This is a genomic window from Paenibacillus sp. FSL P4-0338 (assembly GCF_038002365.1).
Taxonomy (GTDB): Bacteria; Bacillota; Bacilli; order Paenibacillales; family Paenibacillaceae; genus Paenibacillus_AQ.
In genome coordinates this window covers 3,703,630-3,725,355 of sequence record NZ_JBBOCG010000001.1, presented here as the reverse complement: position 1 = coordinate 3,725,355, position 21,726 = coordinate 3,703,630, and the positions used below count along the sequence as shown (strand labels likewise).

Here is a 21,726-nt window from a genome sequence, read left to right as displayed (position 1 = left end):
GTCTTTTTACAAAAAAAGTAATGCTATTCCCCATTGCCCTCCACAATGCGACAAACAAACCAGGTATCCCGGTCTATAATTAGGAGCAAATCTATTTATAGTCTGGGAGAAATGGACCATGCCTAATTATTATTTTAGGGAAGTGTGGACACCGCTGCGCTTGTTCGGGATCAGATTCTACCGGGATGACCAGGACCGGCTGTGGATCAAGAAGGGGAAGAAGCGGCGGCAGCTGGTACGGAAAGGCGATAGTGACACGATGGAGACCTGAGGGTCTTCATCTTTTTTTTGCGGCGTCTTTCCTTTTTTTCCTTGAGATGCAGGTGTATGATAATTCAGTAGACTAGATAGAGAGAAGGAGATGCTGGTATGTTGCCGAAGGAGAAAGTACATAAGCTAAGAGAATGGATGACGGAGCGCGGGATAGCGGCCTGTGTGGTGTTGAGCGGGGATGCTCACTTAAGTGAATATGAGGGGGAGCACTGGAAAAGCCGCCGCTGGATTACCGGCTTCACCGGTTCTGCCGGAACGGCTGTGATCACGTTAGCGGATGCTGGCTTGTGGACGGATGGCAGGTACTACATTCAAGCAGAGCGGGAGCTGGAGGGCTCCGGTATCCGTATGTTCCGCATGGCTGAGCCTGGCGTTCCGCAATGGGATGAATGGCTGGCCGAGGAATTGCCGCAAGGCGCACGTATGGCGGTAGACGGCAGAACGTTGTCCGTAACCGCGATGAAGGGCTTGCAGGCCAAGTTCGCGGCGAAAGGGATTCAGACGATTACAGACCTCGACCCGGTAGGGGAGATCTGGACGGACAGACCGGCCATTCCGGCCGAGCCATTAATGCTGCATGACGAAGAGTATGCAGGCCTCAGCCGGGTGGACAAGCTGGAGCAGGTCCGGCAGGGGATGAAGCGTAAGGGCGCTGATTATTATGTGCTGTCCGCGCTGGATGATCTGTGCTGGCTGTTCAACATCCGGGGACGGGATATTCCGTTCAATCCGTACGTGACGGCTTTTGCCATAGTAGGGGTACATCATGCAATCTTGTTCGCCGGAGGGCATAAGGCCACCCCGCAAGATAAGGAGACGCTGGCCCGGGATAGCGTGGAGATCAGGGAGTATGAGGACATTCTTCCGTTCCTGCAGACGCTACCGGAAGCGGCTTCCGTGCTGTATGATCCGAACAAAACCGGATATAGTCTGGCGGCGGCCATCCCGGAATCCGCTCATAGTATTGAAGTATCGGGTCTTGTAGTAGCCCTTAAGTCGATCAAGAACGAGGTGGAGATCCGTAATATCCGTGATGTCTATTTGAAGGATGCGGCCGCCCTGGTCGGACTGTTCAAATGGCTGCAGGAGACGGTTCCGCTCCGTCCGGTGACCGAGCTTGAAGCCGATGAGAAGGGGCTGGAGCTGCGGCGGCAGCAGCCTTTATTCGCTGAGCTAAGCTTCTCCAGTATCTCTGCCTACGGCGCGAATGCTGCGATGATGCACTATTCGCCGTCTGCCGATCATCCGGTAGAGCTGGAAGCCAGAGGCCTGTATCTGCTGGATTCGGGCTCGCACTTCCAGAACGGGACAACGGATATCACCCGCACGCTGGCGCTTGGCCCGCTGACGGATGAGGAGAAGAGAGATTTCACGCTGGTGCTGAAGTCTGTGATTGCGCTGTCTACGGCCAAGTTCCTCTATGGCTCCACCGGATCTACCCTCGACATTCTCGCCCGGGGGCCGATGTGGGATAACGGCCTCGATTACAAGTGCGGAACCGGGCATGGTGTAGGCTATTACTCCAATGTGCATGAGGAGCCGCAGCGGTTCAGCTTCAAGCCGAATCCTGTTGTCCTGGAGCCTGGGATGATTATCACGGTAGAGCCGGGAGTCTACAAGGAAGGCCGTCATGGTATCCGTACGGAGAACACGCTGCTGATTACGGAGGATGTGACTACGGAGTTCGGTAGATTCCTGAAGTTTGAAGACCTCTGTTATTTGCCGATAGATACCCGGGCGATTGAGCCGTCTATGCTAAGCATAGAGGAGCTGGACTGGGTGAACCATTATCATGCTGAGGTGTACGATAAGCTGGCTCCGCTGCTGGATGAGGAGCACCGGGCGTGGCTGAAGCGGGAGACGGCGGCTTTGGTGTTGTAAGGAATAGAAGAACAAGAACGACGGGGACCTTAGGGGCTTCGTCTTTTTTTGCTATGGGTGGGTGAGAAGCCGTTATACGTATTATAGAATTAATGTTAAAATAAAAAATTAGGACGAAGAACTTTCTGTAGAGCAGGAGGAATTGAAATGTCAGGTTATGATCCGGAGCGATTAAATAAGTTTCCTCAATTAACAGGAGTGCAAAGTAAACAACTTCAGGAGGCTTCTGGGAGGTATCCGTTGGAGTCTTTTTTGATGAACTATCGGAATGTGGAGGAGATTGGAATTGATTTTGTATATTCTTCTGCTAAATTAGAAGGAAATACATACTCCAAGGTGGATACGATTAATCTTTTGAAAATGGGCATCACCGCGGGAGGTAAGTTATATTCTGATGCGCAAATGATTCTAAATTTAAGAGATGCCTATAATTTTGTGCTTGCTTCAAAAGATAAAGCAATAGATCGTTACTTTGTAACGGATGTACATTCCATCCTGGCCAAAGATTTATTGCCGGCGGCAAATTGCGGAGCTCCACGTGAGGATTCAGTCAGAATATCTGGAACGGATTATTCCCCCCCTGTGGGCAGGGATTATTTAAATGAGGAATTAAAGTATCTGCTTGAGGTGGCTGGGACCCTCAAGAATCCGTTTGAACGCGCCATTTACCTGAAGCTTAACCTCTGTTATCTGCAGTACTTTCAAGACATTAACAAACGAACTGCACGCATGGTGCAGACGTTCTCGCTACTGGGCAATGGGGAAATGCCGCTACTCTCAGGATATGTGAAGAGCAGTGGTTATATCGAAGCGATCTTGGAGTACTACAATACAGGAAGTTATGTGCCGTATCTATCATGGTTTGTATCTTCATACAGACAAATGGTCAAGTCTCTAACTGACCTGCCGACTATCACGAAATCCAGGTCAGTGGATCTGCGGAATAATAATAACTGAATTCAAACAGGGAGTTAGACAGGAGGGCATTATGTGGTTCGGTAAACGGCTGGGGCTGAGAGCTGTGATATACGGTGTTGTGATAATAGAAGAACAAGAACGACGGGGACCTTAGAGTCTTCGTCTTTTTTTGTATGTTTTTTGGAATTATATTAGACAAATTGTGACAAAACACTGGGGGGAGCTAACTTTCTGGGCCCCTGGTAAGGAAGTAATAGACATTTTCGCGAAATAAATGTAACATCCTTGTTGTGAGCCTTCTGAATAGGATTAACTGGGGAGGGAGTAATAATCTAACTATAAGTTAAAATGTGTTGATTGAACTGGGGAGAAGGAGATGGAATATGTATTCGAAGAAATTAAGAACGGCGGTTTCCATGGTTCTGGTCTTATTATTATCGTTATTAAGTGTGCTTGAGGTATCTGCCGCCTCGTTCAGAGCAGGGGTAGTCTCGAATGACCGGCTCCCGGATGGCACACAAAAGATCATGGTCAATAGTGTAGTAGATGTGACTTATAGCGATCTTAAGGTTCTGAATGAGGTTAAGTTCGTACTTATGAAAGAAGATGTGGAGATAGCCAGTAAGGTGAAGGCGAGAAGTGAAGCCAAGCTGACTGTGCTGGATGCAGTGTATACTTCTATGGAGTACAATTATCTTTCTTTTGAAGGGCTGGCTGCCGGTGAAGAATATTCTCTTCATGCCGAATATATGGGCGGGCAGGGGCTGGTGATGACACCTCCGCAGAGCATCCGTGTGCCTTCAACTACGGGCATTGATATCTCTGTAGAACGGATGACTAAGGATTCCAATACATATGAAAGTGCTACACAATCGGAGGTCCGCAGCGATGATAAGAATGTAAGGCTTACCATCCTGAATAATGGTGTTCCGCTTGTGAAGGGATCCGTGGCGATCTGGGCGAATTATCAGTCCTATTCCTATACCACGGATGAGAACGGGCAGATTCAGCTTAGGGATAATCATCAATTATACTTGAATACTCCGGTGATGTTCGTATTGCTTAAGCAGGGGAGCGAGCAGTATGAAGCTAAGCCAATCTATGTAACTGACCGGGAGCAAGCGGGTACATATATGGTGGCTGTCCGTTATCTGAATGCCAAGGGGAAGCTGTTCACCGATCCGTTCCTGACCAACTCCGGACTTAGGGGATTGGCGAATCAGTTTGCTGTGCCGGGATATACGGTGCTGGTATTCAGAACAGGAGAGGTGCCTGGGGACTATAAAGCTTATATAGCCACTGATAACCGTGAAGCTTATATGTTCCAGATTCCTGCCTCTTCATTGTACGCGGCGGAAGACGGGACACACAAAGAAATCATCAAGGATGCCAGTGACTACAGCCGGATTAGCTTCCGTGCTTCCTTGGATGGTGAGCCTGTATATGTAGAGAACTATTCTCTCATTGATAATACCAGGTACAAACAGATAGACAATGCGAGAGGTTCTCAGCTCTTTTTCGGGCAAAGTATCTATCTGGAGAAGAATAAGGAATATGAATTCACGTCGCTTGCAAGAAATCGTGATACCGGCGTTAATATCTTATTCCGTAATAAAATCACGCCAACCGAAGCAAAACATGAAATATTCTATGATGGACATTCCCAGGATTTCAGCAAGCTGCAACTTCAGATACCGGCTACGGGGATGGGGCGTGGTAAAATAAACATCTCTTATCTGAACGAAAGATATAACTATAACCAGATCAGTATGAATCTTGCTGTAGGCGATCATCTGTATGTACCTAAGGGTGAACAAATTCACCGCTTGACGGCAAACACTACTTTTGGCGGTGCAGATTCTAACAGCAACCCGAATGAGCTTCTATTGAGTTCATACTTCACTCCGTCAGATGATGAGTATAACATCCGTGGCGGGAGTACTTTTAAGGCCGGGATCAGTCTCCAGGTGCAAGCCTCCAGTTACTATGACCAGGCTGAATTCCGCAATCAGGTTGTTCTGGGCGAGAGTGTGAATGTTCTGGTGAAAGTGACAGATGAGTATGAGAATCGTCTTGATCTCAGCAGTAATTATAAGCTGATCATCACAGATGAGAGCGGCGCTGTGATCTCGGATGACTCTCTGTATTGGTCCACTGAGCAAAAGGAAGGGAAGCTGCAGCGGATCAATCAGCGGGATTGGAAGCCTGCCAAATCAGGGACATATAAGGTTCAATTATTCCCAAGCACCTGGATAAATAGTGGTTATGTTCTGGGAGAATTGCTGAGTGAGGCTGAGCTGACGGTTCTGCCGAAGAACGAATTGGATATTGAGATCAGAGACAATGATGGCAAGCTGGTGGACCTGGTAGACAAGCCATACCTGACTGTTGACCAGGCACAGAAGGTAACGGTTACTGTACGCCAGCATGATACGGGTGCCCAGGGGCAACCGGTGGCTGGAGTGCAGATCAGCGGTTATGGGGAGGCGCTTGGCACCACCGATGAGCAGGGAACATTCACCATACCGGCAGACAAAGCTTTTTATGCAGGTGAGTTGTATTTTAAGAAGACTGATTATTTATCTAAAAGTGTACACCTAGCGATCATTAATCCGCAATCGCAGGCTGTCATCCGTGTGCGGGGCCTTGATAAGGCTGAAGGCGGGAACTATGCGGGCGGGGTTCCGCTGGACGATGCGAATATCCAGGCTAAAGTCACAAGAAGTGACGGTTCTTCTTCTATCGTCTCTTCTTATGTTCGCAGTCCTGAATCCCAGGGGTTCCTGGTGGTAGATTCTCCTTCAACTGTAGACGTTGACTTCATGCGCTACAACAGAAGCCATAACGGAGTGCAAGCCAAATATGGTTACTACATGTATGGCTCCATTAATACAGAACCCGGCAAGGATTACTCGCTGGTGCTGGACGCAAGACAAGAGCTTCAGGAAGTCAGCAAGGTTATATTAGACCAGCCGGCTGACGAGCTGTATGTGGTGCGGCGGGATTTGGCAGAGACGGATTACATTCCTTATGTGATCGACAGTAATCCTGCAGGTGAGAATTATTTCTACGCCACTCAAGGAACCTACAGTATGCTGGCACATACCCGGTTAGACACTTTTGTATACCGTGATCAGGTTGTAATCGGTGCAGGAGACAATAGCTTGTCGATGGATGATAGTGCGTCTGCGCTGGCTACGCTGGTGGCTCCTGAATCGGGAACCATCTATGCGGTTAAATATACGACACCGGGCCAATCGACACTCCAAGGCTATGCGTTCAATGCCAATCAGGTGCAAATTACCCCTGGCGATGTAGTAGTATCTGTAGACCAAATCAAGGGTGCCATCGAATACCAGTACGATATTCATTTCGCACCTGGAACGCTGCAGGCAGGTACACTCACCCAGATTACGCCACTTGCCTTGAAAGGGCTGGATATTGTGGGGTTGCAGAATGGCAAATTAATCCGGCCCGCTGGTTCGACCTTGATTGAGATTGGACTGGTCGATACAGCAGGCAACTCCATCGGACAAATCAAGAAGCCGCAAATTCTGGTTGCCAATGGCGGAACAAGCATTGGCAGCATGAGTCTGTACCCGGACAAGGCTACTTATGAGCTTCAGAACGAAGCGGGAAAGGTGCTAACCAAAGAGGCTTTTCTGGTATACCCGCTAAGAGCAATGACTTATGATAATACAGAAAACAAGATGTTGACTGACGGAACTTATGTGATCAAGGCTTCAATGACCATCGATGGACAGACCTATACCCTGGACAAAAAAGTAATCCTGGAGTCGTCGGGAGATACTGTGGTTAATCCAGGCCCTAATCTGCCAGGAAGCGATAATGGAGGTAACGGCGGCAATACCGGAACGAATCCTAATCCCGCACCGGCACCAGGGGGAAGCGGACCAGGAGGAAGCGGACCAGGAGCACCTGGACCAGCAGCAACACCGGCTGCTCCCGCTCCGGCTGCGGTAACAGGGACTGACGCGAATGTTCAGCAGCAGAATGATAAGCTGAAGGACTTGCTCAAGAATACTTCCGGCTCCGCAGCAGAGAAAGCCACGGCAGCACAGAATGCGCTGTCCAGCATGGCCGAGTCACTCAAATCGGCTAACACTCCTGCACAAGCTGAACAGAACAGCAAGAGCTTGTCTCAGGCCATGGATTCAGCAGCGCAGCTGCTGGGAACTATTCAGGATTCCGCAGAGAAACAGAAGATTGTGAGTTCTATTACGCAATTGGTGGATAGTGCGCCTTATTTACTGAACAAGCTGGATAGCTCCAGCAAGGCAGTAGAAATTGCCCAGGCCCTCATTAATAATGCGGCTGCGGTGCTGAATAACGCGCAGGGCATCAAGGCTGAAGAGGTTCAGAAGCTGAAGGATGCTGTTATACTTTCCAGCCAGGCCGCGCTGAACAAAGCTGGCGAAGCTACAATTGCCAAAGACAATGTAACTGTAGAAGGAAACGCCGTCTCTTCGCAGCTGGATTCGGGATTCATCAGCGCACAGATTGAAACGGCCAAGCAGGCATTAGCATCCGTCGCTGGAGAGCTGACTAGCAAGCTTGGAGCTGGAACGGCTGCTGACCTGAAGCTGAGCCTGACGGTGAAAGTACCTCCAGTGGATAAAGGGATTCATAAGCTGAATACCACGCTCCCATCAGAGATTCTTACCTTGGTGCGGGAGAATGACATTGCCGGATTGAAGATTCAAATGGACCAGACGGCATTCACCATTGAGCCGGATACCTTCGGTAAGGTGGAGGCAGGCCAGAAGATTAATCTGGCAGCAGAAGTGGTAGAGAATGCTGTAATTAACAAACCCCGTCAGGCAGAACCGCTGGCCAATATTCCAGTGATGGAATTCAGTGCTTCTGTTGACGGCCAGCCGGTGAAGAGCTTCGCGAAGCCGATCGATGTGACCTTTGATGTGTCAGCCATTGATATTTCGAAATATTCAGAGGCGAATCTGGAGAATCTGACTGTGTACGTCCTGAATGAGAAGAGTCTTACCTGGGAAGCGGTTGGCGGTAAATATGATCCTGTTACTCAAACTGTAACGGCACCGAGAGGACACTTCAGCAAGTACACTGTGATGCTTGGAGCGGCTGCATTCACAGATGTGCCTGCCAGTCACTGGGCAGTTAAAGAGATCAATTACCTGTTGACTAAGGGAATCCTGGACGAAGGCGGAGCATTTGCTCCATCTGACAAGATTACCCGCGAACAGTTCGCGGCAATGATCGCCAGAGCTTACGGGTTGAACGGGGAAGGGCTGGCCTTGCCGTTCAAGGATATTAAGCCAACCAATCCTTACAGTGATGAGATTGCTGCGGCTTATGCAGCCGGAATCATTAACGGCAAATCGCCGGCTGCTTTTGACCCTGAGGCAACCATCACACGTGAAGAGATTGCAACAATGCTTGCACGTGCACTTACAGCGTATAACGGTAAATCAGCTGTTGCCCAGCCGGCAGCAGTGATTGCAGCCTTCACAGATGGAGCCAAAGTATCGAAATGGGCGGCATCCAGTGTGGCGTTGACCAAGAGTATGCATCTGTTCGAAGGCTTCGGGGATCAGAGCTTCCGCCCTGCCCAGACCGCCAGTAAAGCAGAGGCTGCAGCCTTGATCTACCGGTTATATCAGTTGAAATACTAAATTAGATCTAAACTCAAAAAAAGCAGCGGTTCTCGGTATTGGAGAATCGCTGCTTTGCTTTATGTTGTGGTCAAAAGTCTGAGCTATACAGCTAAAGGATCAGCCCTGCCTCCGCTCAGGAATCACAAAGGATACCGTAGTGCCAGCCCCGGGCTGGCTGCGGATGACGAGGCCTTCGCCGTAGAGCTGGGTCAGGCGCCGGTTGGTGTTCAGCAGGCCGATGCCGCGGTGGGCCAGGAAGGTGTCATCGAGCAGACGGGCCACCTGTTCCTCGCTCATGCCCTTGCCGTTATCCTCCACTTCGAAGGAGGTGTAGCCCTTCTGGCGGTGAATGCGGATCGATAGCTTACCTCCGGCTTTGCGGCTTAGCAGGCCGTGTCTGACGGCGTTCTCCACAAGCGGCTGAAGGGTGAGCGGAGGAAGCAGCAGCTCGATGCCGGGATCAACCTCCCATTCGATCTGCAGGCGTTCCTCGAAGCGCGCTTTCTCAATGAAGAGATAGGACTCTACCAGCTCCAGCTCATGGGATAATCCGACGAGTTGCTGCGAATTCATATAATCGAAGCTGATGCGCAGGTAGGAGGAGAAGGCCTCCCCGAGATCACGCATCTTCGGCAGGTCGAATTCACTCAGCGCCAGCAGTGCGTTCAGCGTGTTGAACAGGAAATGAGGCTGAATCTGTGCCTGGAGGTAAGCGGCCTCCATCCGCAGGCTCTGGGTAACGGACTGCTTCAGTCCGGTCAGTGAGCGGACCCGGTATTTCAGCTCCAGCGCATCTACCGGCTTGGTGACATAGTCGTTGGCTCCGGCCATGAAGCCGGTATAGATGTCCGCAGGCTGGTTGCGGGCCGTGAGCAGCAGGATCGGCAGCTCCGAGATGGAGAAGCGCTGCCGGACGATCCGCGTCAATTCATAGCCGGACATGTACGGCATCATCACATCGGCGATCAGCAGATCCCACGGCTCGGTGCCAAGCAGCTCCAAGGCTTCCTCGGCGCTGGTGGCGGTGACCAGCTGATAATGCTCTGCCGAGAGCATGCTGGCGAGCACCTTGAGATTGACCGGATCATCATCGACGGCCAGAATTAGAGACTTGGCCGTCTGGGAGGCATCCTGTATCTGCGGCGGATTCGTTAATTCCATAGGGACTATGAGATTGCGGATATCGGGCTGCTGTAGCAGCAGCCGGCCTTCCTCCAGCAGCATCTCCTGCAGTTCCGGGTTGTCCGGCTGCCCCTGCGAGGCTGGTTCCTGGTCCGCCATCTCCCGGGCCCCGGCAGAGGAGGCCAGCAGCAGGGTGAAGGTGAACACTGACCCTTTGCCCGGCTCTGAGTCAACAGTGAGATCTCCGCCATGCAGCTCGGTCAGCTGCTTGCTGATGCTTAAGCCCAGACCAATGCCGCCGCCGTCAATGATGCCTTTGCTGCCTTGCTCATACGGCGAGAAGATCCGCGCCTGCGTCTCCTTGTCGATCCCCGCTCCGGTATCGGCTACACTGATCCACGCAAGCTTGCCGTCGGCTGCAGCGGAGACGGTGACCGTTCCGGCCTGCGTGTACTTGATGGCATTGTGCAGCAGGTTATAGAGGATCTGCACAATCCGCTTCTCATCCCCCCAGACCGGCGGCAATGAAGCGGGAAGCTCATTACGCAGCTGCAGCCGTTTGCCCTCGATCATGAATTCGAACATCCCCAGCACGCCCGAGACCAGTGAACCCATGGCCAGCGGCTCGCGCTGGAGCACAATCCGCTTCTCCTGCAGACGGGTCACATCGAGCAGATCGCCCAGCATCAGGGACATTCTGCGGCTGATCGTAATGAGCAGCTCCAGATCCTTAGAGCTCTGTTCGTCCAGCACCTGTTGTTCCTTGGAGGCTACAGTCTGGGCAATGCTGATGATACCGTGCAGCGGTGTCCGCAGCTCATGGGAGGTATTCGCCAGGAATTCGTCCTTCTTCCGGTCGCTCTCCTTCAGCTGCAGGTTGAGCAGCCGGTTCTCCTCCGCGTTGCGGAAGTACCGCTTGAACCAGTAGGAGGAGAAGCCGATAATGGCTGCTATCATATCAACGGGATAATACTGGATACTTATCCGGCTGTTCGATTCCAGGGCGCCGCCAATGACACTGGAGCCGATGGCGGCAGCAGCGAACAGCAGGAAGAAGGAGTCCTGTTCCTTCCGCCAAACCATCCGGCCGATATGGTAGATAACTGCAGCTACAGGAAGCAGATAGAGCAGAGAGAAAAATATTTTTCCATACATCACCAACTGAACAGGTAGAACGAGTACATAGACGGTGTAGATAAGCAGTCCAGCCACATATCCCTTCAATAGACGGCCGGAGCGCCCATGAGTATAGAAGCTGCGCGTCAGCAGCAGCATGAACAGGGAGATCGCCGGATAGGACAGCAGCTTGATCTTCAGCGCCCAGGTATAGTTAATGGGGAACCAGATCAGCAGAATCGCATCGTTGTCGGCGATGATGGAGACCGCTACAGCGAGCAGCAGCAGGAAGAAGAGCACGAACACATGCTCCCGCCGGTTGAAAAAGTATAGAATGCTTGCATACAGCGCATGAAGCATCATGATCACAAAGCTGACCAGCTGGAAGCCGATCGAATACATCCGTTCAGTATCCACCGCTGCTTGGGAGCCGAAGCGAATCGACCTCACAATCCCGCCCTCCAGCGGATGGTCGTAGTTGGCTGCCCGGACGAGGAGAACAATCTCCTGCCTGCCCGGCTCATCGTAGGCTGCGGTGTAAGAGACCGCCTTGGGGATATAGTCTCCGCTATTCGCGGCCAGCTTCCCGAAGCTGGTCTCTCTCTGCTCGTTAATATCGATGCTGGAGGCGGCCTGAATCCGCTGAATCCAGAAGCCGTAAGACTCGGTCTGTGACGGATCTAAAAGTATACGCAGCTTGTATGTACCATAGCCCAGAGAGGATTGCTCCCCTTCGGGGAAGCCGCTGCTCCAGTCACCGGGAACCTGGACAACATGCGGTGTGGACGCAGCCAGTGCAGCGGAATCCTCATAGCCCAGGAGCTGGCCGGGATAGAACTCCCATTCTCCATCCAGCTGGATGGACGGGGAATTCACGAAGTCCCAGCCCCGCATATCCAGTACACCTTGCTGTGCTTCAGGATGCTCAGACGCAGTATTGGCATTGAACCACATATAGCGCAGACTGGTTAGAATAATTAAATAGAGAAGCAGCAATAGAGCCTGCTTGGGATTGAATCTGGTTCGTGCCTTCATTAGGTGTGTGCTCATCGAGGTTATCTTCATCATACGGTTTCAATTCGACATCTGCGATAGTTATCCTGCTTACCCCCAGATGCCAATTAGCAGAATTCCGCAGAAAATGACGACTGAGCATACCATCCGCCGCAGGCCCTGCCGCTCCTTCAAGAGCAACACACCGAGGAGCGTAGCGAATATGGTTCCGATCTCCCGCAGCGGGCTGATGTGGGCGAGCGGTGCCTGCTGAAGTGCGAACAGGAACAGCAGATAGGAGCCCGGATTCAGCACGCTGCCCAGCAGGATGGTGAATGTGTTGCGGCGCCACTCTTCAAGCAGCTTCCGCGATCTCAGAACCGCGGGGGTCAGTCCGGCAACGAAGCCGATATTGGTCACCTCAAGCAGGGCCAGCGGCGACATATGCTGAAGGTTTAGCTTATCGACGAACACGTAGCAGGTAGTGCATAATCCCACGCAGAGGGCCATGAGTACCGGTGTGTAGTAGCCTAAGGTGGTGCCGGGGCCGGATGCAGAAGGAGTGCCGGACACAGACCCGGATGAAGCCGGGTGGCTTCTTCGGGAGCCTATTCCGCTGAGGACAGCGAAGCCGCCGAGCATGCAGCAAATACCGATCCAGCCATAGGCAGACAAGGATTCTTTCAGGAAAATAACGCCGATCAGCGGGATCAGCAGCGTGCTTGTCCCCCGCATCACCGGGTAGATCTGGGACAGGTCGCCCATCTCATAGGTTATGGATAAAAGCCAGGAATATAAGGCCTGCAGCGCTACAGACAGCAGCAGCAGGGCGTAAGCACCGGCGGCCAGCGGCTGTGTCCACAGCTCGATCAGCAGTACCGGCAGCAGCAGCACCGTGGAGACCATCATGATCGACCACAGGAAGATGCTTTTATTCAGGCTTCTTTTGGTGAACATGCTCCACACCGCGTGGCACATTCCGGAAGCCAGCACCAAAAGAATTGGCAGCAGCATGGATTGTCAGCCCCTCAAGAAGTAGTTAGTGTTGTGAACCCTGCAGCAGGGAGAGGTGTATGGGCGGGCTGTTCTGTGCAACGGGAGCCGTCTGCCAGCCGGAGCCAGGTGTCGAAGGACGGTTGGTCCTGCTCTAGACGGATGACGCGCGCTCCCCGCTTGAGGTTGTCGTGCCCGTAGGTATTATAGCCGGTTGCCCGGCCATAGCTGAGGCGGATGCCATGCAGCGTGCCGGTGAAATCATTGATATGGTCATGTCCGCAAAAGGTGCCTGCCACATCGCCCATCTCTACGAGCGCAGCGAATAACCCCGAATTCAGAACCGGAGCGCAGACCCGTTCATACTTGTGTCCGTAACAAACTTGGGTGTTCCACATCTCGTCATATTCGGGCAGCGGGATATGGAAGAATGCCAGTGCAGGCCGCTTCGTTTGACCTTCTCCGGGATTCAGCCGCGCAGACTGCTCTGCCAGCCAATCCATCTGGTTGCGCCGGACCCAGCTATACCCGGGAATCTGCTCCAGCGGAGAGTAGGCACCCGTATCGAGCATATAGAGGATGGCTCCCGCATGATTGCCCGCGCCTTCAATCTCCAGGACGTAATTGCTTGAACCTGCCAGCTCCGCCGGACCAGCCTCAGCCAGACACTGCGGGGACTCCTGCGCAATCTCCATCAGCTCGCTGTAGGTCACTCCGTTCTCCGTGTCGTGGTTGCCGTATACGAACGCCCAAGGCACACCGGAATTCACTACAGCAGCCACGGCATCGCGGAAGGCCTGCTTGGGGTCCTGGCAAGGAAGCTCGCCTTCACGGACCGGACCCGTATAGATCGTATCCCCTGTGAAAATAACCAGGTCCGGCTGCTCCGCCTTCAGCACCAGCTCCATCAGCTCCCGGGTCTGCTGATCCTCTGCTCTTCCATCCATCCAGTGGAGGTCAGTGAACTGTACGATGGTGAAGGTGCCGTCTGGCCGAAATGATAATTTACTGTTCATGCGGGAAATCCCCTCTCTTGTCAATCCGATTATGGGTATGGCAGTAAGGCGTGTGGTGATGTAATAGTGCGGCGTTTGTTGATTCAATGTGTTGTTGATTTATGTTTCTTTGTGTTGTTTCATGTTGATTTTAGGCTCGTTTGGTTATTCTGTCAAGCCTCCTATGGGATGATTGTATTCTCTGCAATAGAATTAGCACGATATTAGGCAAAAGCTCATTCTACTGTAGTTCATACAATGTGTGCCATACCCATATATCTACCAAGGATGCTTCTGTGGCAAAGGGGCCGCATTGACAAGTGGAATTCAGATTCATATACTGGTGAAAACAACATCAATACACTAGAAACAACATTTCGACTAGAGATACCCAAAAAAATTTGAATTTACTAACTAGTACCTTATCGGATTTAAAATAGTGGAGCAGACGCAATTCCCCTTCAAATTACATCTTTTTTTCCAAGCGGGCCTTGTTCTTCAGGGGCGCTTGGCTTATCGTAAGGGACTGAGGTGCGCTTATTTGGGAAGAAAATCGCCAATTGGGCGAGTAACGGACTCCATGGAGCTAGAATAGGCCTTATCCTTTGCACTTCAGCTCCGAAACGTCTCATTGAGAGACTATAAGTTCGCCTGAGTCCGTTACGCTGCAAAAAGTGGCGTTTTCGCGGAGATAAGATCTCACCGGTCCGTTAGATTTTGGGTTGATAGGGTTTAACAAACTTATCCATCCTTTTAAATCTGATGGTCTACTAGTTCGTGCAGCAGAATGTATGCTGTTTTTCGCATACATTGGTCCTGAAACTTTCGTGCAGCAGCCGTCACCGGATTTCTCCCGCGAAAAGTGGCTGAATCAAGGAAATCTGGGACAACAGCGGCTGGAGGGCCAACTATTCTCTGGTGTCACGGCCAATCCCAACATAGAAAAAATAAAAGTACATTCTATATAAAATCAACACCGATTGGAGGACGCATGGATGTCGCTGACCTATGAAGAACGCAAGCACACGATTCTCGCCCAGCTGGAGCTTGCGGGGAAGGTACAGGTGCATTTTCTCGCGGAGCGGTTCGGGGTGACGACGGAGACGATCCGGCGCGATCTTGACCGGCTGGAGAAGGAAGGGCGGCTGCGCAAGGTGTACGGGGGAGCGGTGCGAATCCGCTCGGAGAATCATGAGCCTACATTCATGAAGCGCGCCCAGATGCATCTGCAAGACAAGCAGGCCATCGGCAGGCTGGCAGCCTCACTTATTCAAGACGGTGAGACGGTCATCCTCGACAACGGAACAACGACCCTTGAGATCATGCGCGCGCTTAAGGACCGTACACAAGTGACGGTGATTACGAACTCTGTTCCCGTGCTGAATTGTGCGCTGGAGCAGTTTGCGGGGAAGGTTATTTTTGCCGGGGGTGAGGTGAATGCAGGGTACCAGGCAGCAGTAGGGGGCACCGCCCATGATCTGCTGGGTCAGTTCAAGGTGAATAAGGCGTTCATCTCTGCCGGCGGGATCTCACTCGCGGAGGGCATTACCGACTACCACCTGGAGGAAGCCCTCATCTCCCGCAAAATGATGGAACGGGCCGAGGAATCCATTCTGGTCGCGGATCATTCCAAATTCGGCATCACTACCTTTGCCCAGATCGCCCCGCTAGAGCATATCTCCATGGTGCTGACCGACAGCGGCTGCTCTGAGGAATGGAAGGATACCTTTGCACGGCTGGATATTGAGCTGCTGACCGGTGCGTAACGCAGAGCTGTGCAATATAAATAGCGCCAATCCATACACTTGTGAAGTGGAGGATTGGCGCTATTTGTTATGTCTATTGGTTAGTAGGGTCAGCCGATCCAGATCCGCTGCGTGCTATGATCACTGGAGTTTGCGCCGAGCATGATATCGAAGTCTCCAGGCTCGAACACCAGCTGATCATCCTGGGCGTAGAACATGAGCATGTCTCTGGTGATCTCGAAGGATACCGTCTGCTTCTCATGCGGGGCAAGGGTAATCTGCTTGAAGCCCTTCAGCTCCTTGCCGGGACGGACCACACTTGCGGTAACATCGCGGATATAGAGCTGTACGGTCTCCTTGCCGGTAACCTCCGAGGTGTTCTCCACCTGGATGGAGGCAAGCACCTTGCCGTCTGCCCCAGCTTCTACTGTGAAGCCGCTGTAGGCAAAGGCGGAATAGCTAAGGCCATAGCCGAAGCAGAACAACGGATCATTCGGAATATCCAGATAGCGGGTTACATAACGCACATTCGGATACTGGGGATCATAAGGACGTCCCGTCTGATAAGCATTATAGTACACCGGGATCTGTCCCACGGAGTAAGGGAAGCTCATGGAGAGGCGTCCGGACGGGTTATAATCGCCGAACAGCACATCTGCAATGGAATTTCCCGACTCTGTGCCGAGGAACCAGGCCTGTACGAGCGCGTCACTTGACTCAAGCACTGGTGCAAGCTCCAGCGGGCGGCCGCTGAATACAATGGTGACCACCGGCTTGCCGGTTGCCTTGAGGCGGTGGATCAGCTTCTCCTGATTGGCGGACAGCCGCAGGCTGGCCTTACTGCCGCCTTCCCCGGTATCCTGCTGATTCTCGCCGACTGCGGCAAGTATCACATCACAGTCCTTCAGCTGCTCATAAGCCGCTTCGGAAGCATCCTCCACATCGAATACACCCTCCAGCATGCTTCCCAGCTCGCCGGTCATTGCTGTGAGCAGGTCTGTTGCCGGGATTTTGCCGGTGATGCCGGTGTAGAGGGAGACCGCCGGGTCTTTCTCGGTACCAGCCCAGCCGCCAAGAACATTGATCGAGGTAGCGAAGGGACCGGCGAGGCCGATCTTCATCCCGCGCTTCAGCGGCAGGACTCCGCCTTCGTTCTTCAGCAGAACGATTGAGCGGGCACCCATCTCGCGTGCCGCCTGAAGATGCTCGGGACTTGGCTTGTCGGCTTCATCTGCTACAGGGTCGGCATCCTTGAACGGATTGTCGAACAGGCCGAGGGCGTCCTTAAGCTCCAGTAGCCGCGTAACCGCTTCGTCGATGAGGCGGAGGTCGAGGAGACCTTCCTCAACAAGCGAGGCAGCGTGGTTCAGATAGTGGGTGGACATCATCTCGATATCCAGTCCGGCTAACAGACTCTTCAGGGCAGCTTCACGTCCGTCTTGCGCTGCGCCGTGGGGCACCAGCTCGTTCACGGAGTTGAAGTCGGCGATGGTTACGCCGTCGAAGCCCCATTCCTCGCGGAGAATACCGCGCAGGAGCTTGCTGTTGCCGCTGGACGGGATGCGGTCAATGGTATTGAACGCAGCCATTACCATAGCGACACCGGCATCTACTGCTGCCTTGTAGGCTGGCAGATAGAACTCGCGGAGCACACCGGTGGACATATCCACCGTGTTATATTCACGTCCGCCTTCAGGCGCGCCGTAGCCGGCGAAGTGCTTCACGCAGGCAGCGATCCGCCCCGGCTCCTTCAGGTCCTTGCCCTGGTAGCCCCGGACCATGCTCTCGGTCACCCGGGCGTTCAGGTAAGGGTCCTCACCGGAGGTCTCCATGACCCGGCCCCAGCGCGGATCACGCACGAGGTCGGTCATCGGAGAGAAGGTGAGGTGAATACCGGCGGCAGCGCTCTCCTGCGCGGCTACCTCAGCGAACTGCTCGCAGGCCTCAAGATCGAAAGAACAGCCCATAGCGAGCGGAATCGGCAGAATGGTCCGGTAGCCGTGAATGACATCGGCCATGAAGATCAGCGGGATCTTCAGGCGGCTGGATTCCAGATGCCGGGTCTGCAGCTCAATGACATTCCGTGCGCCGATGCCGTTCAGAACGCTTCCGATGCTTCGGATCACCTGCGGCTCGATATTAAGTTCTTTGAATGGACCCGTCAAATCCACGGTATCATCCAGACCCCAATAGTACGGACCAAGCTGGGTAAGCTGGGCTAACTTCTCGTCTAGTGTCATATCGTTCACGAGATCCTGGATAAACGGTTTAGTCATGGTTAACTCCTTCGTAAGCGTACTGAAAGTTATTGTGTTACATAGATATGCAGCTCATCGCCGGGCAGGCTCAGCAGATGATTCTTGGCAATGCTTACCGCACCCGGGCGGTATGGATTCGGTAGTACCTGGCCAGTAACAGCAACGCCTGCTGCCTGCACTTCCGGGGTGCGGGCCTTACCTGGGCTGATGTGATAGACGAAGGTCATCTTCTTGCCGAAGCACTCATAAGTGAAGCGCAGACCGTCAAGGCTGGCCGGAAGGACCGGATCAATAATCAGCTCTTCTTCACTGAAGCGGATACCCAAAACGGCTGAGATCAGCTGATTCAGATAGATTCCGGGACCGCTGGAATACAGCCGCCAGCCGCCCTTCACCTCAACGCTGCCGTCACGCAGCTGGTCGAAGTTCTCCTGATAGCTGTAGCGGTCAGGGAAATCGCCGTCCGAGCTGCTGAAGTACATGTTGCTCTGACGCAGCTGCGCATTAGGCACGCTCTGCCGGATGTTGATCGGGTTGATCTGGAACAGGCCATCCCAGGCACGCTTCGCTTCGCCCAGCTTGGCGGAAGCTTCAATATAGCGGATATGGGCATGTACATATTGCAGGCTGATCTCACGGCCGACGCTGGCTGCTTGCTCCGCACGGCGGAAGATGGTGCTTACGCCGCCTTCATAGCGGGCAGGACGGTCCATCAGGCGCACGCCGTCCGGGCAGTTCAGGTGCTCATCGATCAGGCGCAGATTGGTTAGCGCCTGCTCCGGCGTAACCAGCTCCGCAATAATACTGCGGGTCATCGGCAATAACCGGTAATGAATGCCGGTCTGCTGATCCAGCGGATGAAGCATATAATCAATGCTGCCGTTCTCCTGGAAGTAAGCGAAGCCGGCGATCACGCCGTCTTTGATCAGGAGGGTACGGAACGATTCCTTCATCTCTTCGGCCATAGTTGCCAGGCTGGCGGAGAATTCAGGATCGGCGGAAGTCACCTGGGACAGATTGCGGATCACCTGGAAGGCGAGCGCGACCGTCCATGCGCTGACCAGCTTGGTCTTGAGCGCTTCATTGGCTGGCTGCAGGGTGTCATCCCAGTCGCCGCCGGCATAGTTGATCAGAGACGTACCCGGTACGAAGCGTTCACGGATGGTCTCAACGGCAGCCTTCACATGTTCAAGGACAGTCGCGGTCTGCTGGCTTGGCTGAGCGTCCGCCAGATGGTGATAGCCGATTTCTTCGTTAAGAATCGCATAATCTCCGGTAGCCATGATGTAATCGCTAATGCATTTCAGCGGCCAGAGCACAACGTCGCCATGCCATTCATGGGCCTGAACCGGATGCTGGTCGAACATGAACCATTGCGGCCATTCCTTGCTCTCCCACAGTTGATGCGAATAGATCTTCAGCAGGGTATTGCGTGCCAGCTCATAATGCTGAGTCATTAGGAAGTATTCCATTGGCCCCTGGCAGACATCGCGTGTACCCCAGGCTGCTCCGCCCGGCTGTTCAAGGCCATGCGGCATGATGAAGTGGGTCATCGCATTATGGGTGTACCACCATGCGGTCTCATTCAGAATGTCGATCCGTGACTGCTCGGCTCCATCCAGCTCCAGCTGGAAGCCGGAAGTGAACGAAGCGTAGAATTCGTTATACTGTGCCTGCTCCTTCTCCAGTGTGTAAGGGACCGTCAGCGGAAGAGCCTCAGCCGCTGTAAGTCTGCCCTGAAGCACGAGCTGGAAGCCGGAGGACTGCGTTACCGACAAGGTAAGCAGAGTGCCGTTGCGCGGCTGTCTGTCGGCATAGAACATCCGGTCGTCACTATACGTATAAGAAGTCCCAGGCAACTGGATATCGAAATGCAGGCCAGGATAAGGAAGCTTCTGAAGCAATGCTTCATCAGGAAGAAGCTGCAGGATGCCGTCTTTCTCTTCTACCCGTACCGGATGCTGGAATTCATGCTCGCCCATGACCAGCTGGTTCGTGATCAGATAATCGTAGGATCTGCCCAGCTTCGACTGGACCTGAAGGGCTACATCCGGCTGGTCCGCTGCGGCGATCGCAGTAACGGTCAGCACATCGTCTTCAACCTGATAATGCCATTTCGCAAAATTCACGCCCATCTCGTAAGCCGCCGGCAGCGTAAGAATCCGGTAGACTCCGTCCATGCGGACATAGATCCGCTGACCGCTGTTGCGCTGAATGTTGAGCAGGCCGCGCGGCGTGGAGAGCCCTTTATGGAAAGAGGTATTCCCCACTACAGTCTGTCCGTTGAAAATACCGTACATATAGTTAGTGGAGGAGATCAGGTTGTTGTCTACCTGCTTGTCGCCCAGCAGCGAGGTGATGATATGGCCATGCGGACGTTCTACCAGCAGCTCCTTAGGCTGTAGAACCACATGGACATGCCCGTCTGTGAAGAAGGAGAGCAGCTGTCCGTTCTCCATCTCCTCAAGCTTCCGGTTCGGGAAGGCAGCATCGATCTCGGCCTGTGACCACTGTGCGGAGACATATGGCTTGCCGATATCGTCACTCAGCACAGGGACATCCCGGCTTGGCACGGCTTCCTTGCCGCTCCAGTCGATCTCTGCATAAGCTGCCTGCAGCTCAGCCTGGAATTCAAGCTCAGTTACAGCAGCGGGATGATTCGGACGGAATAGGCCATAGAAGGCGAATTCTACTGGAGCCGACAGGACCATAGTCTCGGTCTGGAGTGCGGTATAAGCCAGCTCGTATTGATAATTACGGTTCTGCAGATTGCCGTTAAGCGCTTCAGGCACATAGCTTCCTTTATAGGAAATGCCGAAGAACTGCATACCATCCGTGGAGTAGCCTACAGCCCGTGAGCCGACTACACCCTGCTGGAGATAAGGGAAGTCCGTTCCCTGCGGCTGGTTCTGACGCGAGCAGACGGCGTAGCCCTGCGGGCCTTCCCAGATGCTGTGATCCAGATATTGGCTCATATACAGCTCATTAGCGAGAATGCCGCCTTTATCTGCAATGCCGACGTCCTGGCCATACACTACATCTACAGTCTCACCGTTGCCGGAGAGCTGAAGCTGCCAGAACCAGATGCCGTCCTTTGCCGGTGCGAAGGTTACGCGGTAGCTGATTGCTTCTATAGAACCTTCAAAAATCAGTTTGTCATCGGTACGGGACAGCTTGGAGCCCGACTTAATACCCAGCAGCGGATAGCTCTGGATTCCTTGCTCCGTATATACGCGCAGATAGATACTATTAGAAGAGCCGTCTGCCGGATTACCCTGGAACAGATTAATAAGAGTGGAGCCCTGTGAGAATTCAAAAATATCTCCTGAAGGCAGGAATGTATACGACAGGTCATCCCGGGTTAAGGTAATCATGTTCATTTGTTGTTTGAATATCATATCGAGCCTCGCTTTCCAATGCTTAAGTTAGGACATGAAATGGATCAGAACGGGGGAATTCATCATCAGATGTCACAAAAAAGGGCTGACATGTCCATGTAAAGAATAAATAGAAACGTTTCCATAGGCGATACATTTCGAGTTTAGACTTTTGACTGAAAAAAGTCAATTATCTATAAAAAAAACGCCTTTTCATCTATTATGAACAGCGAAATGTAATTTTATTACTTGTTATTTAAAAATAAAAAATGTTTGACAGCGTATACAAGGAAGGAGTATGCTCTGAGCAGGGGAAACACAAAGAAATAATGGAAACGTTTCTATATGGTCGAAAAGGGTTAATTAGTTGCAGTGGAATGCAATGTTTAATTTGGAGGTGGGTT

Annotated in this window: 10 protein-coding genes; 5 read left to right on the top strand and 5 right to left on the bottom strand. The window is 52.7% G+C overall.

The window, feature by feature from the left end; translation table 11 throughout:
- Positions 1 to 118: 118 nt before the first annotated feature.
- The 4 genes from MKZ07_RS16345 (at position 119) to MKZ07_RS16330 (ending at position 8,741) form a co-directional block, all read left to right on the top strand.
- Positions 119 to 271 carry a hypothetical protein gene (locus MKZ07_RS16345; RefSeq protein WP_341026552.1) on the top strand — a complete coding sequence of 51 codons (153 nt, stop codon included), beginning with the start codon at positions 119 to 121 and terminating at the stop codon, positions 269 to 271.
- Positions 272 to 369: 98 nt separating this feature from the next.
- A complete protein-coding gene (locus MKZ07_RS16340; protein ID WP_341026550.1) occupies positions 370 to 2,154 on the top strand; it encodes an aminopeptidase P family protein in 1,785 nt (594 codons plus the stop codon).
- A gap of 147 nt (positions 2,155 to 2,301) precedes the next feature.
- Positions 2,302 to 3,111: a Fic family protein gene (locus tag MKZ07_RS16335; RefSeq protein ID WP_341026548.1), complete on the top strand. Its 810-nt coding sequence runs from the start codon at positions 2,302 to 2,304 to the stop codon at positions 3,109 to 3,111.
- A gap of 344 nt (positions 3,112 to 3,455) precedes the next feature.
- Entirely contained in the window at positions 3,456 to 8,741 is a 5,286-nt protein-coding gene (locus tag MKZ07_RS16330; RefSeq protein WP_341026547.1) for an S-layer homology domain-containing protein, read from the top strand.
- Positions 8,742 to 8,840: 99 nt separating this feature from the next.
- On the opposite strand, the gene MKZ07_RS16325 is transcribed toward MKZ07_RS16330, so the two are convergent.
- The 3 genes from MKZ07_RS16325 to MKZ07_RS16315 all read right to left on the bottom strand — a co-directional run bounded on the left by MKZ07_RS16325 (position 8,841) and on the right by MKZ07_RS16315 (position 13,963).
- The gene (locus tag MKZ07_RS16325; RefSeq protein WP_341026546.1) at positions 8,841 to 11,996 is read right to left on the bottom strand and encodes a hybrid sensor histidine kinase/response regulator; all 3,156 of its coding nucleotides are present in this window, start codon (positions 11,994 to 11,996) and stop codon (positions 8,841 to 8,843) included.
- A gap of 69 nt (positions 11,997 to 12,065) precedes the next feature.
- The gene (locus tag MKZ07_RS16320) at positions 12,066 to 12,968 is read right to left on the bottom strand and encodes a DMT family transporter (RefSeq protein ID WP_036697510.1); all 903 of its coding nucleotides are present in this window, start codon (positions 12,966 to 12,968) and stop codon (positions 12,066 to 12,068) included.
- A gap of 14 nt (positions 12,969 to 12,982) precedes the next feature.
- Positions 12,983 to 13,963, bottom strand: a complete 981-nt coding sequence (locus MKZ07_RS16315) for a metallophosphoesterase family protein (RefSeq protein ID WP_036697508.1) — start codon at positions 13,961 to 13,963, stop codon at positions 12,983 to 12,985.
- Between the two features lie 974 nt (positions 13,964 to 14,937).
- Here MKZ07_RS16315 and MKZ07_RS16310 point away from each other — a divergent pair.
- Positions 14,938 to 15,708, top strand: a complete 771-nt coding sequence (locus tag MKZ07_RS16310; protein ID WP_036697507.1) for a DeoR/GlpR family DNA-binding transcription regulator — start codon at positions 14,938 to 14,940, stop codon at positions 15,706 to 15,708.
- 89 nt (positions 15,709 to 15,797) lie between these two features.
- Here the strand turns inward: MKZ07_RS16310 and bglX are convergent, their stop codons facing one another.
- Both bglX and MKZ07_RS16300 read right to left on the bottom strand, forming a co-directional pair.
- Positions 15,798 to 17,963 (bottom strand): beta-glucosidase BglX, encoded by a 2,166-nt coding sequence (gene bglX, locus MKZ07_RS16305; RefSeq protein WP_341026542.1) that lies wholly within the window; start codon positions 17,961 to 17,963, stop codon positions 15,798 to 15,800.
- 29 nt (positions 17,964 to 17,992) lie between these two features.
- Positions 17,993 to 21,343 carry a GH36-type glycosyl hydrolase domain-containing protein gene (locus MKZ07_RS16300; protein ID WP_341026540.1) on the bottom strand — a complete coding sequence of 1,117 codons (3,351 nt, stop codon included), beginning with the start codon at positions 21,341 to 21,343 and terminating at the stop codon, positions 17,993 to 17,995.
- Positions 21,344 to 21,726: the final 383 nt, after the last annotated feature.

What these genes read in the sequence shown, in the direction of transcription:
- MKZ07_RS16310 (WP_036697507.1), top strand. Translation starts at nt 14,938, where the DNA reads ATGTCGCTGACCTATGAAGAACGCAAGCACACGATTCTCGCCCAGCTG.
- MKZ07_RS16340 (WP_341026550.1), top strand. Translation starts at nt 370, where the DNA reads ATGTTGCCGAAGGAGAAAGTACATAAGCTAAGAGAATGGATGACGGAG.
- MKZ07_RS16335 (WP_341026548.1), top strand. Translation starts at nt 2,302, where the DNA reads ATGTCAGGTTATGATCCGGAGCGATTAAATAAGTTTCCTCAATTAACA.
- MKZ07_RS16320 (WP_036697510.1), bottom strand. Translation starts at nt 12,968, where the DNA reads ATGCTGCTGCCAATTCTTTTGGTGCTGGCTTCCGGAATGTGCCACGCG.
- MKZ07_RS16325 (WP_341026546.1), bottom strand. Translation starts at nt 11,996, where the DNA reads ATGAAGGCACGAACCAGATTCAATCCCAAGCAGGCTCTATTGCTGCTT.
- MKZ07_RS16315 (WP_036697508.1), bottom strand. Translation starts at nt 13,963, where the DNA reads ATGAACAGTAAATTATCATTTCGGCCAGACGGCACCTTCACCATCGTA.
- bglX (WP_341026542.1), bottom strand. Translation starts at nt 17,963, where the DNA reads ATGACTAAACCGTTTATCCAGGATCTCGTGAACGATATGACACTAGAC.
- MKZ07_RS16300 (WP_341026540.1), bottom strand. Translation starts at nt 21,343, where the DNA reads ATGATATTCAAACAACAAATGAACATGATTACCTTAACCCGGGATGAC.
- MKZ07_RS16330 (WP_341026547.1), top strand. Translation starts at nt 3,456, where the DNA reads ATGTATTCGAAGAAATTAAGAACGGCGGTTTCCATGGTTCTGGTCTTA.
- MKZ07_RS16345 (WP_341026552.1), top strand. Translation starts at nt 119, where the DNA reads ATGCCTAATTATTATTTTAGGGAAGTGTGGACACCGCTGCGCTTGTTC.